General features: G+C 44.6%; 14 protein-coding genes. 10 read left to right on the top strand and 4 right to left on the bottom strand.

The window, feature by feature from the left end; all coding sequences use genetic code 11:
• Positions 1-60 precede the first annotated feature (60 nt).
• Positions 61-825, bottom strand: coding sequence for a DUF481 domain-containing protein (locus NL645_RS21880; protein ID WP_006743223.1), 765 nt, complete (start codon positions 823-825; stop codon positions 61-63).
• A gap of 221 nt (positions 826-1,046) precedes the next feature.
• Between NL645_RS21880 and NL645_RS21875 the strand changes: the two genes are divergently transcribed.
• Together NL645_RS21875 and alr are read left to right on the top strand one after the other, a co-directional pair.
• Entirely contained in the window at positions 1,047-2,447 is a 1,401-nt protein-coding gene (locus tag NL645_RS21875; protein WP_005395704.1) for a replicative DNA helicase, read from the top strand.
• A gap of 13 nt (positions 2,448-2,460) precedes the next feature.
• Positions 2,461-3,537, top strand: coding sequence for an alanine racemase (alr, locus tag NL645_RS21870; protein ID WP_041853013.1), 1,077 nt, complete (start codon positions 2,461-2,463; stop codon positions 3,535-3,537).
• A 38-nt stretch (positions 3,538-3,575) separates the two neighbouring features.
• Here the strand turns inward: alr and NL645_RS21865 are convergent, their stop codons facing one another.
• Positions 3,576-3,995: a secondary thiamine-phosphate synthase enzyme YjbQ gene (locus NL645_RS21865; RefSeq protein ID WP_046874640.1), complete on the bottom strand. Its 420-nt coding sequence runs from the start codon at positions 3,993-3,995 to the stop codon at positions 3,576-3,578.
• 306 nt (positions 3,996-4,301) lie between these two features.
• Here NL645_RS21865 and pgi point away from each other — a divergent pair, with 306 nt between their 5' ends.
• Positions 4,302-5,954: a glucose-6-phosphate isomerase gene (gene pgi / locus NL645_RS21860; protein ID WP_053807699.1), complete on the top strand. Its 1,653-nt coding sequence runs from the start codon at positions 4,302-4,304 to the stop codon at positions 5,952-5,954.
• Between the two features lie 105 nt (positions 5,955-6,059).
• Here the strand turns inward: pgi and NL645_RS21855 are convergent, their stop codons facing one another.
• Both NL645_RS21855 and zur read right to left on the bottom strand, forming a co-directional pair.
• Positions 6,060-6,521: a chemotaxis protein CheX gene (locus tag NL645_RS21855; protein ID WP_005381269.1), complete on the bottom strand. Its 462-nt coding sequence runs from the start codon at positions 6,519-6,521 to the stop codon at positions 6,060-6,062.
• Between the two features lie 9 nt (positions 6,522-6,530).
• Complete coding sequence (gene zur, locus NL645_RS21850; RefSeq protein WP_005381268.1) at positions 6,531-6,995, bottom strand: zinc uptake transcriptional repressor Zur; 465 nt, start codon at positions 6,993-6,995, stop codon at positions 6,531-6,533.
• Between the two features lie 321 nt (positions 6,996-7,316).
• On the opposite strand from zur, the gene dusA reads away from it, so the two are divergent.
• The 7 genes from dusA to NL645_RS21815 all read left to right on the top strand — a co-directional run bounded on the left by dusA (position 7,317) and on the right by NL645_RS21815 (position 14,319).
• Positions 7,317-8,297 carry a tRNA dihydrouridine(20/20a) synthase DusA gene (gene dusA, locus NL645_RS21845; RefSeq protein ID WP_253652401.1) on the top strand — a complete coding sequence of 327 codons (981 nt, stop codon included), beginning with the start codon at positions 7,317-7,319 and terminating at the stop codon, positions 8,295-8,297.
• Positions 8,298-8,460: 163 nt separating this feature from the next.
• A complete protein-coding gene (gene pspG / locus NL645_RS21840; protein WP_005398086.1) occupies positions 8,461-8,676 on the top strand; it encodes an envelope stress response protein PspG in 216 nt (71 codons plus the stop codon).
• A 98-nt stretch (positions 8,677-8,774) separates the two neighbouring features.
• Positions 8,775-9,434, top strand: a complete 660-nt coding sequence (locus NL645_RS21835; protein WP_053807697.1) for a TIGR04219 family outer membrane beta-barrel protein — start codon at positions 8,775-8,777, stop codon at positions 9,432-9,434.
• 157 nt (positions 9,435-9,591) lie between these two features.
• Complete coding sequence (locus NL645_RS21830; protein ID WP_005455817.1) at positions 9,592-9,822, top strand: hypothetical protein; 231 nt, start codon at positions 9,592-9,594, stop codon at positions 9,820-9,822.
• A 117-nt stretch (positions 9,823-9,939) separates the two neighbouring features.
• Positions 9,940-11,811, top strand: a complete 1,872-nt coding sequence (locus NL645_RS21825; RefSeq protein WP_253652400.1) for an assimilatory sulfite reductase (NADPH) flavoprotein subunit — start codon at positions 9,940-9,942, stop codon at positions 11,809-11,811.
• Positions 11,811-13,547 carry an assimilatory sulfite reductase (NADPH) hemoprotein subunit gene (cysI, locus tag NL645_RS21820; protein WP_253652399.1) on the top strand — a complete coding sequence of 579 codons (1,737 nt, stop codon included), beginning with the start codon at positions 11,811-11,813 and terminating at the stop codon, positions 13,545-13,547. The genes NL645_RS21825 and cysI overlap by 1 nt, the downstream gene beginning before the upstream one ends.
• A complete protein-coding gene (locus NL645_RS21815; RefSeq protein WP_006743230.1) occupies positions 13,540-14,319 on the top strand; it encodes a phosphoadenylyl-sulfate reductase in 780 nt (259 codons plus the stop codon). Before cysI ends, NL645_RS21815 begins: the two co-directional genes overlap by 8 nt.
• Positions 14,320-14,950 lie beyond the last annotated feature (631 nt).

Here is a 14,950-nt window from a genome sequence, read left to right as displayed (position 1 = left end):
ACTAAAAAGCACCTCTTCGGAGGTGCTTTTTTTATTTCTAAAGCTGGGAGAAAAAACGGGTTAAAAAGCGAAGAGTAAATTAACGGAAAATACGCTATCCGCTTTGCTTAAGCCTTCAGGCACTTTATCGTGATACTGACGAGAGTGTGCCAGTTTTAGTGCGATATCTTCAGTAATATCATTGGTCACGCTGAGCTCACTATCGGCTCGTGTATTACTTTTACCTGTTACCAACGTAATATCAGCCGCGAAACTCAGATTATCTAGTGCGTGCCAAGTCGTATTGATATTCCCTCGAAAAATGCCTTCTCGAACGATATCGGGAAAGACAATGTCGTCATCATCTATCTCATCTAAATTTGGTTCTTGATAACGAAAACCAGGACCGACTTCTACCTCTAAAATGAAGTTTTCAGTGTAGGAAAACTGGTAACCCAAACCGCCTGATAAGGTGTAGTCTTTAAAATAGGCACTGTAACGAGAATCCACCCCTTTAAAGCTGCCATACAAATACGTTTTAGGACCTAACTTGTAGTCACTCTGTAGGGCGTAGGTGGATGAACGTTTGTCTTCTTCACCGTCTTTGTACAAGTTGTAGTATTTCCATTCACCATTAGAACGGTGTCGACCTGACGTATATTCAGCACTCAAACGAGCATTCAGGGAACGAGAGTCCGTGTTACCTGTGTGAGCTTGATAGCCGAACTCCACCTCGGTTTTTAATGGGTCGGGCACATCAATATTTTGCTCTGGCTGTACTGATTCGTCAGCATACGATGCACTAGCGCATAGTAGGCTAAAGCTAAGTAACCAGTATCGGGACACATCAACCTCGAACGTAATTAAAAAGGAGGGGCATGATACTGATACAGATATTTTGTTGGGTCAATGGTAGGTTAATTTTTATTAGAGCTGGGCGGAAGAACCAGGCTATTACTTGTGCGGTTCGCATGTTGATTTCTTAACAAGTAATTGTCTCTTCGGGGAAGCATCTCAGTTAGGTTAAGGTTATAATCGTGGGTCAATAGTAGTTATCGAGCAAAGTCATGGCGGAAAACAGAAATCGCAAACCTTCAGACAGTCAGGTCGACGCAATCAAAGTGCCACCTCACTCACTAGAAGCCGAGCAATCAGTAATTGGTGGTCTTTTACTGGACAATGAACGTTGGGACACCGTTGCCGAACGTGTTGTAAGCAGTGATTTCTATAGTCGTCCGCATCGCCTAATTTTTGAAGGTGTAAAAACCATTCTTGAAGCGGGCAAGCCTCTCGATCTTATTACTTTATCGGAATACCTGGAGCGTCACGAGCAATTAGAAGATGTGGGCGGTTTTGCTTACCTTGCAGATTTGGCGAAAAACACGCCAAGCGCCGCTAACATTAATGCGTACGCTGATATTGTTGCCGAACGTGCGATCGTCCGTGGTTTGATCGGTGTCGCGAATGAGATTGCGGATGCGGGTTACGATCCTCAAGGTCGAAGTTCGGAAGATCTGATTGATATGGCGGAGAGCAAAGTTTTCGCCATCGCTGAGTCACGAACCAGTGAAAACGAAGGGCCACAAAATGTCGATAACATACTCGAAAAGACGTTAGAACGTATCGAGTTGTTGTATAAAACGCCACAAGATGGTGTTACCGGAGTCGATACCGGTTTCACAGATCTCAATAAGAAAACCGCAGGTTTGCAAGGTTCTGATTTGGTGATTGTCGCGGCGCGTCCATCGATGGGTAAAACGACCTTTGCGATGAACTTGTGTGAAAATGCGGCCATGCAGCAAGAGAAGCCTGTGCTTATTTTCTCGCTAGAGATGCCAGCCGAGCAGTTGATGATGCGTATGTTGGCCTCTTTGTCTCGCGTTGACCAAACCAAGATCCGTACGGGTCAGTTGGATGACGAAGACTGGGCGCGTATTTCTTCTACTATGGGTATCTTGATGCAGAAGAAAAACATGTACATTGATGACAGCTCCGGTCTAACTCCGACCGAAGTGCGTTCACGCGCTCGCCGTATCGCACGTGAACATGGCGGTCTGTCGATGATCATGGTCGACTACCTTCAGCTTATGCGCGTGCCTGCACTCTCTGATAACCGTACGCTGGAAATTGCGGAGATTTCGCGCTCTCTGAAGGCGCTGGCAAAAGAGCTGAATGTGCCCGTCGTGGCGCTGTCTCAGCTTAACCGTTCCCTAGAGCAACGTTCAGATAAACGCCCAGTAAACTCGGACTTGCGTGAGTCGGGCTCTATCGAGCAGGATGCCGACTTGATCATGTTCATCTACCGTGACGAGGTGTATCACCCAGATAGCCCATACAAAGGTACGGCAGAAATCATCATTGGTAAGCAACGTAACGGCCCTATCGGCTCTGTGCGTCTCACCTTCCAAGGTCAACACTCGCGCTTTGACAACTACGCGGGTCCTGCATTCGATATTGATGATGAGTAACCCCATGAGCTATATGAAAGCGGCCAAGGCGTGCATTGATTTGTCTGCGTTGCAGCACAACTTACAGCGCGTGAAAGCGCAAGCGCCCCAAAGTAAAGTGATGGCTGTAGTGAAGGCCAATGGCTATGGTCACGGATTACGTCACGTTGCAAAACATGCCAACCATGCGGATGCCTTTGGCGTAGCTCGCATTGAAGAAGCGTTGCAACTGCGCGCTTGTGGAGTAGTAAAGCCAATTCTATTGCTAGAAGGTTTTTACTCCCCAGGTGACTTACCTGTTCTTGTGACGAACAACATCCAAACGGTGGTTCATTGTGAAGAGCAGCTTATCGCCTTGGAGCAAGCCGACCTTGAAACTCCGGTTGTCGTGTGGCTCAAGATTGATAGTGGGATGCACCGTCTTGGCGTTCGCCCTGAACAATATGATGAGTTTGTCACGCGGTTGAAAGAGTGTCCAAACGTAGCCAAGCCGTTACGTTACATGAGTCACTTTGGCTGTGCAGATGAGCTGGATAGCCATATCACTCCCCAACAGATTGAGCTGTTTAAGTCGTTGACCTCTGGTTGTCAGGGGGAGCGTTCACTTGCGGCCTCTGCGGGGTTGTTGGCATGGCCTCAAAGCCATTTGGATTGGGTTCGTCCGGGCATCATCATGTATGGTGTATCGCCATTTGATGACAAGACCGCACAAGATCTGGGGTATCAACCCGTGATGACACTTAAATCCCATCTTATTGCGGTACGTGAAGTTAAGAAGGGCGAAAGTGTTGGCTATGGCGGTATGTGGACCAGTAAGCGAGATACAAAAGTCGGTGTCATCGCTGTAGGGTATGGCGACGGTTACCCAAGAAGTGCTCCGAACGGCACTCCGGTTTGGGTAAATGGTCGTAAAGTACCTATCGCAGGTCGAGTTTCTATGGATATGCTGACGGTCGATTTGGGACCAGATGCAACGGATAAAGTCAGCGACGAAGCGATTCTTTGGGGGAAAGAGCTCCCAGTAGAAGAAGTGGCGGGTCACATTGGTACCATTGCGTATGAACTCGTGACTAAGCTAACGCCTCGCGTCGAGATGGAGTACTCAAAATAAACAGCGAAAGGCTAACCTAAGGTTAGCCTTTGTTTTATCTACTCACCGTTAATCGTAGCAATAACGCGGCGGCCGCCGCCAAAGTCTCGGTGCTCACCCAAGTAAATGCCCTGCCATGTTCCTAAAGCTAATCGACCATTTTGGATTGGTATCGTCACACTACTGCCAAGTAGGGATGCTTTAATGTGTGCTGGCATGTCGTCATCACCTTCATAGGTGTGCTGATAATAAGGAGCACGCTCTGGCACAAACTTATTGAAGTGCGCTTCCATATCCATACGCACGGTTGGATCAGCATTCTCATTTAAGGTCAAACTGGCGGAGGTATGTTGAATAAATAGGTGTAATAAACCTACTGAAAGCTCGTTTATTTGTGGTAATTGTTGTTCAATTTCATCAGTTATCAGGTGAAAACCGCGGCTTCTCGCTTTTAATTGCAGTGTTTTTTGTGCCCACATACGTGTTCCTTTGGAAATTTATAAATTGGCGTCTATCCTATTCCAATTAGAGCCTGTCATTAGTAAGTGATATGATTCTTGTCATCGTAAATGAATTGTTCATTTTCAGGGCAGGGAACGTGACCTAACTCAATGTGAGTGTAAATACTCTCAGTCATAATTGGCACCTGAAAAAAAATTACAAAGACTTGTTTTGTGGCAATTCGCCCAAACATCTAATTAATATTCTATTTGCTAAATCGGGGATTCCACAGTTTTCGCTAGACTGTAAGGAATGGAACCTACTGTAACATCGGGATAAAGACCATGTTGAAAAATATCAATCCAACGCAAACACAAGCTTGGAAAGCGCTAACTGCGCATTTCGAATCTGCACAAGATATGGATCTTAAAGAGTTATTTGCTCAAGACGCAGCGCGTTTCGACAAATACTCTGCACGTTTCGGCTCAGACATCCTAGTCGATTACTCAAAGAACCTCATCAATGAGGAAACTCTGAAGCACCTGTTCGCTCTTGCGAACGAGACTGAGCTGAAATCTGCAATTGAAGCGATGTTCAGTGGCGAAGCGATCAACCAAACAGAAGGTCGCGCTGTTCTTCACACTGCACTACGTAACCGCGCGAATACACCAGTAATGGTAGACGGCGAAGACGTAATGCCAGCAGTGAACGCGGTTCTAGAAAAAATGAAATCATTCACTGAACGCGTTATCGGCGGTGAGTGGAAAGGTTACACAGGTAAAGCAATTACAGATATCGTGAACATCGGTATCGGTGGTTCTGACCTTGGTCCTTACATGGTGACGGAAGCTCTAGCACCATACAAAAATCATCTAAACCTTCACTTCGTATCTAACGTTGATGGTACTCACATCGTTGAAACGTTGAAGAAAGTTAACCCAGAAACGACGCTATTCTTGATCGCGTCTAAGACGTTCACAACGCAAGAAACCATGACTAACGCGCATACTGCTCGTGATTGGTTCCTAGAGTCTGCGGGTGATCAAGCGCACGTGGCTAAGCATTTTGCTGCGCTTTCAACGAACGCGACAGCCGTGTCTGAGTTCGGTATTGATACCGCGAACATGTTCGAATTCTGGGACTGGGTTGGTGGCCGTTACTCACTATGGTCTGCAATCGGTTTATCAATCGCATTAGCGGTAGGTTACGACAACTTCGTTGAGCTGCTTGAAGGTGCTCACGAGATGGACAAGCACTTCGTATCAACAGACCTAGAAAGCAACATCCCTGTGATCCTTGCGCTTATCGGTATTTGGTACAACAACTTCCACGGTGCGGAATCAGAAGCTATCTTACCTTACGATCAGTACATGCACCGTTTCGCGGCGTACTTCCAGCAAGGTAACATGGAATCAAACGGTAAATACGTTGACCGTGAAGGCAATGCTGTGACTTACCAAACGGGCCCTATTATTTGGGGTGAACCAGGTACCAACGGTCAGCACGCGTTCTACCAACTGATTCACCAAGGCACTAAGCTGATCCCATGTGACTTCATTGCACCTGCAATCAGCCACAACCCAGCTAGCGATCATCACCAAAAACTGATGTCCAACTTCTTTGCGCAAACTGAAGCACTAGCGTTTGGTAAGAGTGAAGAAACCGTGAAAGAAGAGTTGGTGAAAGCAGGTAAGAACGCTGAAGAAGTGGCAGCGATTGCGCCATTCAAAGTGTTTGAAGGTAACCGTCCAACAAACTCTATCCTAGTGAAGCAAATCACGCCTCGTACGCTAGGTAACTTGATCGCAATGTACGAACACAAAATTTTCGTACAAGGTGTTATCTGGAACATCTTCAGCTTTGACCAATGGGGCGTGGAGCTAGGTAAACAACTGGCTAACCAAATCCTACCTGAGCTTGCAGACGAGTCTCAAATCAGCTCGCATGACAGCTCAACAAATGGTCTAATCAACGCATTTAAAGCGTTCAAAGCTTAATGTTTGGTTTGAATAGATAAAGAAAAGGTCAGCAAATGCTGACCTTTTTTATTGCCTGAGGCAAAAATAAAATAGGTTGGCCAGTGCCAACCTATTTTTTCTCTTTTATTCGAAGCAAATTTCGATAAAGGCATTTCCCCATTGGGAAGAGAAAGGCATGATGATGATTGAGCCCTCACACTTGTGGCGAATCGTATGGCCTCGGCCAGAAACCACTACCGGTGTTGCCATATCAAAATCAAAACCACTTTCCGCCAGAATGCGTTTTGCACCACCAGTAACCATGTTGGTGATCTCACCCACCATATCGGTGACCTCTTCATTGAGTCCATTTGGACGCTCACCAAGCATGTTCTGCATGATTTCTAGAGCTAGCGCTTCATCAAAGGTAATCGACATTGAACCACGAGTTTGTGGACCTACCATGCCAATCAGACCAGAAACGTCACCTCGTGCGATCTCATCTTTTTTGATTCGCGGTTTTTGTGGCTTCAGCTCAAGAGAAGCCATGGTTTTTAGCACGTTCATTAAAGAAGCTAAAAACGGGTTTACAAATTCAGCGCGCATAACGTTCTTCTATACTTTTTCTTTCGTCTCGGAGGAACAGGCCTGGCATTCACCATGAGTTTCAATAACTTGGTTGGTCAGTTTGAATCCATGCTTCTCGGCGTTTTCGGCTAACAAGGATATCAGCGTCTCATCTTCGAGTTCAACGACATCACCACATTTATCGCAAATTAGTAATTGGAAAAAGTGCTGCTGAGTATTGAAAGAACAACAAGTAATAAAGCTATTTGTCGATTCCACTCGGTGGATGAAGCCTTGCTCTAGGAGAAAATCTAATGCTCGATAAACAGTGGGAGGCTTAGCCTGAGGCTCACTCTCTTTTAGTTGCTCCAATAGCTCATACGCACTTGAGGCGCGGCGATTAGAACAAATGAGTTCAAATACGCGTCGGCGTTGCGGAGTCAATCGTACTCCACGCTCTGCGCAGATACTTTCAATTTGTTCAATGATTGTTGGGTTCAAACCTTTCACCATAACTATCGGACGTGCTCTATGATAAATCATTTCTATACGAAGTTCGTTTAGAAATGCTTCATTTTACCCACTATCAGAACGAAAATCATGAATTAAAGCAAGTCGGTGGTGGTGTGAAGTCGGAATAGTCATCACAGAATGAATCAACGAGTGACAGATTCGTAATACTGCTGCGTATTCCTAAGCATTTGGCTAGCCAGCCAACCAAATCATTCTCGCTGAAACTAGCACCTAGAGGTGCTTGGGTATACAATACCCGACTTATTTTTTGAGCGTACTGCTGCGCTCGACCTTGGCAACATAAAAACGGGTGTTTATATCATGACTCATTCTTGCAGGCTCTCCGTAGCACCAATGCTCGACTGGACCGATCGTCATTGTCGCTACTTCCATCGCTTAATGACCAAAGAAACCCTGCTGTACACTGAAATGGTGACGACAGGTGCGATCATTCATGGAAAAGGAGATTTCCTAGCTTACAACGAAGAAGAGCATCCGTTGGCCCTTCAGTTGGGTGGTTCAAACCCAGAAGACTTGGCAAAGTGTGCCAAACTGGCTCAAGAGCGTGGCTACGATGAGGTTAACCTCAATGTGGGTTGCCCGTCTGATCGTGTACAAAACGGTCGCTTTGGTGCTTGCCTAATGGCGGAACCACAGTTGGTTGCGGATTGTGTCGCTGCAATGAAGGATGTGGTTGATATTCCTGTGACAGTCAAGACTCGTATTGGTATTGATGATCAAGATTCTTACGAGTTCCTAACGGATTTTGTTTCTATTGTCTCAGAAAAGGGGGGCTGTGAGCAGTTCACTATCCACGCGCGTAAAGCTTGGTTAAGTGGTCTTAGTCCGAAAGAAAACCGTGAGATCCCACCATTGGATTACCCACGAGCTTACCAATTGAAGCAAGATTTTCCTCACTTAACCATTGCTATTAACGGTGGTGTAAAGTCACTAGAAGAAGCCAAAGCACATCTTCAGCATCTTGATGGTGTGATGATTGGTCGTGAGGTTTACCAAAGCCCATATCTACTGGCATCGGTAGATCAAGAGTTATTTGGCTCTAATGCTCCAGTGAAGAAACGCAGCGAAATTGTTGAAGAAATGTACCCATACATTGAAGCGCAATTAGCGAAAGGTGCGTACCTTGGTCATATTACCCGTCATATGTTAGGTTTGTTCCAAAGCATGCCAGGTGCTCGTCAATGGCGTCGTCATATCAGTGAAAATGCGCACAAGCCGGGTTCTGGTTTAGAAGTGCTGCAAGACGCGTTAGCGAAGATTCCAAAAGAATTGAATGTGTAAAATTCACCAGTGGTTGGCTAAAATTGCCAACTAAAGAATGATAAAGCCAGAGTGCAGAAATGCCTCTGGCTTTATTTTTGAATAAAAATCATTGTGTTATCGATATCTTGGTAAGTTGGTATGGAAACTGCTCTGTTTATTAAAAACAAATGGAGAAGTGATTATGTTGGAGCTAATCTTTATTTTAGTCTTTGCGGCGACCCTATTGGTTACTGGTATCACAATGATGACCGTATTCGCAGCAACCGGTATCGCGTTAGTTGTGATGTTTTTACTGGGAATGGTCGGAGCGGTACTCAAACTATTGCCATGGTTAATCGTGATTGCATTGGGTGTTTGGTTCTTCAAGAATTACGTTGCCCAGCCCCGCTATAAATAATGAGTGACATGATTTAGTTGATAGAGAGACGTGAGAGTATGGTATATTTCCTCTCACGTCTTCAACGTGAACATCAGCTATCTCGGAGTACACACTACATGACAAATAAAGCGACCATCGCTTTAACAGCATTATCGTTGGCAGTATCTTTTCCTGTTTTTGCAGAATATTCTGTATCGGCGAAAGTCGGCGCAGAGATCTGGGCTGCTGACACTAAAGTAAATGAAGTAAGACGAGATAGCAGCACAACAGGCGCATTTTACGCGGCGATTGAGCATGATGTGAAATACGTTCCTAATGCGCGTTTTCGTTACTCGAGCATTGATGCTGATTATATGGGGTTCGATAAGCTCGATTTCACCATGTACTACCAAGTTCTGGAGCATGATTTATTGCATTTTGATGCGGGTGTTACATTCAGTAATTTAAGTGACACTAAATACATTGATGCTGGCTCAAACAAGCGTATAGAAGAGTTTGATGAGCTGATTTGGGCTTGGTACGGTTACGCAGAGATCCAAGTTCCGGACACAAATTTTGATGTGATTGGTGAGATAAACTTTGGTGACAACAAAGGTATCAAAAGTACCGATTTCATGGCCGGTGTTCAATACCATGTACCGCTCGAAAAAGCTCAACTGGCTTTTCGTGGTGGTTACCGCGTGATTGATTTGGAGTCCGAGAAATTCATGTCGGATCTAGGGAAAGAGTTTATTTTTGCTAACGGCTTTTTTGTGAGTGCAGAATACGCATTCTAAATGCAGCCAGATTAGATACTCGATTTTTTTAAAACGTCGCTTTATAAGCGGCGTTTTTTTATATCACTTCATTATATCCAATCGAATTTTCTGCCTATTTTGCTGACTTAGACCATGCTTACCTAGGAGCAATGTGAAAGTTAAAGCAGGGATAGCGATGACAATAAACGAACTAAGACATCTATTCCGTGAAAACCAGCTTGTCGAAGCGATTATTGAACCTGCAATCCAAGAGGGTGGCTGGGTTGTGGAATTCAGACATGCGCGCGGTGGTTTTGTTTTTCTGACGGACAGTCATGGTGAAGAATGTCTTTATGAAGATTTGGATGCAGCGTCAAAATCGGCAATGGCAGTAGGCTTTCAACAAGTCCGCATTGAAGATCGATGAGCAAAAAGTAAGCCGTTCTTACTTCCAAAAAGTTATAAAACATTCACTTCTATTCTTTCTTGTTATTAAGGAGAGTGGGTACTCTATCGTCACGCAATGAATAGGGATGTCGTGATAATGTCTTTTCAAAAGAATGAGTATTCTCACAAGAATGTGTCTGAAGATAATAATGGGCAAGGAGGAAATCCTCCAATCGCAAGCCCTCTGAATGACCAACAAATTAGCTCACTCCAACAAACTGTCTCTGAGTTGTCTTCACATCAACTTGCTTGGGTCAGTGGGTATTTTTGGGGATTAGCTCAAAATCAACCAAATACAGCGGTAACGCCAATTGCACAAGCGACGGCAGCCGTATCAGCGAAGCCTGCAGGTAAGTTGAGTATTATTTTTGCTTCCCAAACTGGCAACGCTAAAGGCGTTGCTGAAGCTCTAGAACAGGAAGCAAAAGCAGAAGGAATTGCTGTCGAACTTTTTGATGCAAGTGATTACAAAGGTAAAAACTTAGCCAAAGAAACACATGTCATTATTGTGGCATCGACGAATGGCGAAGGCGAAGCACCAGATAACGCTATAGAGCTACACGAGTTTTTGCAATCTAAGAAAGCTCCTAAGCTGTCAAACCTTCAATATGGCGTTATTGCTCTGGGTGACTCGAGCTACGAATTCTTCTGCCAAACCGGTAAAGACTTCGACGCTTACCTATCAAAGTTAGGCGCGACCCCATTTATCGATCGTCTTGATTGCGATGTGGATTATGAAGCACCAGCAGCTGAATGGCGTAAGAATGCGTTAGGTAAGGTAAAAGATACGCTTTCTTCTGGCACTGAAGCGGATGTGGTTCAACTTCCTGTGGGTCAGGCGGCGACTGCGCACTCTCCTTACAATAAACAAAACCCATACACAGCGACGTTACTGACCAGTCAAAAAATCACGGGTCGTGATTCTGGAAAGGATGTTCGTCATATAGAAATTGACTTGGAAGGTTCGGGGTTAACGTATCAGCCTGGTGATGCGCTAGGTGTGTGGTTTGAAAATAGTTCAGAACTTGCTAATGCCATTCTTGGTAAGGTCGGTTTGTCTGGGGTTGAAACCGTTGATGTTGATGGCGAAAGCTTGTCAATCCATAGTGCTCTCGTGAGTAAATATGAAATCACAACATCTAACCCACAGCTCATCACAAAGTTTGCCGAGTTATCCGGTAGTAAGAAGCTACAAAAGCTGGTTGACGATAAAGATAAACTTCGCGAGTACTCTGCCAATACTCAAATTGTTGATGTATTGGCAGAGAAGAAAACCAAGTTAACCGCAGATGAGTTGATTAGTTTGCTTCGTCGTCTTACTCCTCGCCTTTACTCTATTGCATCAAGCCAAGAAGAGGTCGATGAAGAAGTACACCTAACGGTTGCTTTGGTTGAGTACGAACAAAACGACGAAAAACGATATGGTGGTGCGTCTAGCTTCTTAGCACAGCGTCTCGAAGAGGGAGATGAAGTTAAAGTATTCGTTGAGCATAACAACAACTTCAAACTGCCGGAAGATGATAGCACTCCAATTATCATGGTGGGTCCGGGCACTGGGATCGCACCATTCCGTAGCTTTATTCAGGAACGTGAAAACCGTGATGCTGAAGGCAAAAACTGGTTGTTCTTTGGTGATCGCACGTTCACTCAAGACTTCTTGTACCAAGTGGAATGGCAAAAGTACCTCAAGTCAGGAGTACTAAGCCGATTGGATGTTGCCTTTAGTCGTGACCAAGTAGAAAAAGTTTACGTACAACATCGCATCTTAGAAAACGCAGCTCAAGTGTGGCAGTGGATCCAAGAAGGCGCTTATATCTATGTCTGCGGTGATGCAACGCGTATGGCAAAAGATGTGCACGACGCACTGGTTATCGTTGCTGAACAAGAAGGCAAGATGCCGCGTGACGATGCGGAACAATTTATTAATGACCTACGTAAAGCGAAACGTTATCAGAGGGATGTGTACTAATGACTTTTTCTACGGACAATAACAAGCAGGTTGTATTAGGTGAAGAGTTAGGGCCGCTATCTGATAACGAGCGCCTGAAGCGAGAAAGCAACTTATTACGTGGCACCATTGAGCAAGATTTACAGGACCGTATTACTGGTGGCTTTACTGCCGACAACTTCCAGCTAATTCGTTTCCACGGTATGTATCAACAAGACGATCGTGATATCCGTAATGAACGCACAAAGCAAAAACTGGAACCATTACATAATGTGATGCTTCGTGCACGTATGCCGGGTGGTATCATTACACCAACGCAATGGTTAGCGATCGACAAGTTCGCAACGGAGCACTCTTTATATGGAAGTATTCGTCTGACGACTCGCCAAACGTTCCAGTTTCATGGGGTATTAAAACCGAATATTAAGTTGATGCATCAAACGCTCAACAGTATTGGCATTGATTCGATTGCAACCGCGGGTGATGTAAACCGAAACGTGTTGTGTACCACTAACCCAGTGGAGTCGGAGTTACACCAAGAAGCTTACGAATGGGCGAAGAAGATCAGTGAGCATCTATTACCAAAGACGCGCGCTTATGCAGAGATTTGGCTAGACGGTGAAAAAGTAGAAAGCACGGAAGAAGACGAACCAATTCTAGGCAAGAACTACTTACCACGTAAGTTTAAAACCACAGTGGTGATCCCACCGCAAAATGACGTAGATGTACACGCTAACGATCTTAACTTCGTAGCCATTGCAGATAACGGCAAGCTGGTTGGTTTTAACGTCCTGGTCGGCGGCGGCTTAGCGATGACGCATGGCGATACGTCAACCTACCCACGCCGTGCGGACGATTTCGGTTTCATCCCACTAGAAAAAACACTTGATGTGGCGGCTGCGGTTGTCACAACTCAGCGCGACTGGGGTAACCGTTCAAACCGTAAGAACGCAAAAACCAAATACACATTGGATCGTGTAGGTAGCGATGTCTTTAAAGCGGAAGTCGAGAAACGTGCTGGTGTTAAGTTTGAGCAAAGCCGTCCATATGAATTCACAGAACGTGGTGACCGTATTGGCTGGGTAGAAGGAATTGATGGTAAATATCATTTAGCGCTTTTCATCGAAAACGGTCGCTTATTAGACTTTCCAGGTAAACCACTTAAGACGGGTGTTGCTGAAATTGCCAAAATCCACAAAGGCGATTTCCGCATGACAGCAAACCAAAACCTAATTGTTGCGGGTGTACCTAAAAACGAAAAAGCGAAGATTGAAAAGATCGCTCGTGAACATGGCTTAATGGACGACGGCGTAAGTGAACAGCGTAAGAATTCAATGGCTTGTGTTGCTTTTCCAACGTGTCCGCTAGCGATGGCAGAAGCTGAACGTTTCCTTCCTCAGTTTGTTACTGATGTGGAGGGGATTCTGGAGAAGCACAACCTACCAGAAAATGACAACATCATTTTGCGTGTAACTGGGTGTCCAAATGGTTGTGGTCGCGCAATGTTGGCTGAAATTGGTTTAGTTGGTAAAGCGCCAGGTCGTTACAACCTACATTTAGGTGGTAACCGTGCTGGTACTCGAGTACCAAAAATGTATAAAGAGAACATCACGGATAAGCAAATCTTAGAAGAGATTGATCTGCTGGTGGCTCGATGGTCGAAAGAGCGTGAAGAAGGCGAAGCCTTCGGCGATTTCACAATTCGTGCTGGTATTATCCAAGAAGTGCTCGTATCAAAGAGGGACTTTCATGCTTGATTCTGTAGCATCCAGGCTTGAGCTTACAGAGTTATTGACATTAACAAAGACGGAGCAAATCCTCCGTCTTGCTCAAATTAATGTCGAGCTCGAAAAGCTTTCGGCACAAGATAGAGTAAAGTGGGCTTTAGAAAATCTAGAGGGCGAGTTTGCGGTTTCTTCTAGTTTTGGTATTCAAGCCGCGGTTATGCTTCATTTAGTGACTCAAGTCAAAGCGGATATCCCCGTCATTCTAACCGATACAGGATACCTGTTTGCTGAAACCTATCAATTCATTGATGAGCTGACAGATGCTCTCAACCTAAACTTAAAAGTTTATCGAGCGAAAGAAAGTGCGAATTGGCAAGAGGCTCGATATGGAAAGTTATGGGAGCAGGGTGTAGAGGGAATTGAAAAATACAACAAGCTCAATAAAGTGGAGCCAATGCGTCGAGCGCTAAAAGAGCTTAATGTTGGAACGTGGTTCTCTGGACTACGTCGAGAGCAAAGTAAATCACGAGCAGGTTTACCGATACTATCAATTCAGAACGGTGTGTTTAAGTTTTTGCCAGTAATTGACTGGACTAATAAAGACGTTCATTACTACTTAGAACAACACGGCCTTAAATACCACCCATTGTGGGATGAAGGTTACCTTTCAGTTGGTGATACTCATACCACTCGTAAATGGGAGCCGGGAATGTCAGAGGAAGAAACTCGATTCTTTGGTTTAAAACGAGAGTGTGGTCTACATGAAGATGATGGTTCAGAACAAGATGGGTCCGGCATATAACCATAGTGACCTTTAAATCGAGTTTAGAGTAAATAAAGAAAGCTGCAATAAAGCAGCTTTCTTTATTTATAGCACCTGAAAAACACGCTTTATAGAATAACTCTGTGGATAAGTTGTGCGAGTTCTTGGGGTAAAGTTGAATAAATAAAGCTTTGATCGAAAACTCATCGCTTAACCATTATTTTTGCAATTTTTGAAAAATAACGCTTGCCAATGTGAGCGCGATCTCTATAATGCCTCCTCGTCGACAGGGCAAGGGCTCACAAGGGTTTAAGCAAAGTCGGCAAGGCTGAAAAGAAAAACGAAATAATTTGAAAAAGTGTTTGACACAATAAATTATCTCGCTAGAATGGCCGCCTCTTCCGAAGTGATGTCAATCACAAAGAAGAGTTGCTCTTTAACAATATAGACCTATCAATCTGTGTGGGCACTCGTTGATGATAATCCAATTAGATACTTCGGTATCAAATTAGGTTTCAATGAAACGAAGTGACCATTGAATCGAAAGATTCAGCACAGTCAATTCAAACATTACTTATGTAATGTTCAGTATTCATTGAGCCGAACAAAATCTTAAATTGAAGAGTTTGATCATGGCTCAGATTGAACGCTGGCGGCAGGCCTAACACAT

Source organism: Vibrio sp. Y51_MX_L26 (assembly GCF_024181935.1).
Classification (GTDB): domain Bacteria; phylum Pseudomonadota; class Gammaproteobacteria; order Enterobacterales; family Vibrionaceae; genus Vibrio; species Vibrio diabolicus.
Note: the sequence above shows the minus strand (reverse complement) of the source record. Positions and strands in the feature narration are given on the sequence as shown.

What these genes read in the sequence shown, in the direction of transcription:
- pgi (WP_053807699.1), top strand. Translation starts at nt 4,302, where the DNA reads ATGTTGAAAAATATCAATCCAACGCAAACACAAGCTTGGAAAGCGCTA.
- pspG (WP_005398086.1), top strand. Translation starts at nt 8,461, where the DNA reads ATGTTGGAGCTAATCTTTATTTTAGTCTTTGCGGCGACCCTATTGGTT.
- NL645_RS21815 (WP_006743230.1), top strand. Translation starts at nt 13,540, where the DNA reads ATGCTTGATTCTGTAGCATCCAGGCTTGAGCTTACAGAGTTATTGACA.
- NL645_RS21835 (WP_053807697.1), top strand. Translation starts at nt 8,775, where the DNA reads ATGACAAATAAAGCGACCATCGCTTTAACAGCATTATCGTTGGCAGTA.
- NL645_RS21855 (WP_005381269.1), bottom strand. Translation starts at nt 6,521, where the DNA reads ATGCGCGCTGAATTTGTAAACCCGTTTTTAGCTTCTTTAATGAACGTG.
- NL645_RS21830 (WP_005455817.1), top strand. Translation starts at nt 9,592, where the DNA reads ATGACAATAAACGAACTAAGACATCTATTCCGTGAAAACCAGCTTGTC.
- zur (WP_005381268.1), bottom strand. Translation starts at nt 6,995, where the DNA reads ATGGTGAAAGGTTTGAACCCAACAATCATTGAACAAATTGAAAGTATC.
- alr (WP_041853013.1), top strand. Translation starts at nt 2,461, where the DNA reads ATGAAAGCGGCCAAGGCGTGCATTGATTTGTCTGCGTTGCAGCACAAC.
- cysI (WP_253652399.1), top strand. Translation starts at nt 11,811, where the DNA reads ATGACTTTTTCTACGGACAATAACAAGCAGGTTGTATTAGGTGAAGAG.
- NL645_RS21825 (WP_253652400.1), top strand. Translation starts at nt 9,940, where the DNA reads ATGTCTTTTCAAAAGAATGAGTATTCTCACAAGAATGTGTCTGAAGAT.
- NL645_RS21865 (WP_046874640.1), bottom strand. Translation starts at nt 3,995, where the DNA reads ATGTGGGCACAAAAAACACTGCAATTAAAAGCGAGAAGCCGCGGTTTT.
- dusA (WP_253652401.1), top strand. Translation starts at nt 7,317, where the DNA reads ATGACTCATTCTTGCAGGCTCTCCGTAGCACCAATGCTCGACTGGACC.
- NL645_RS21875 (WP_005395704.1), top strand. Translation starts at nt 1,047, where the DNA reads ATGGCGGAAAACAGAAATCGCAAACCTTCAGACAGTCAGGTCGACGCA.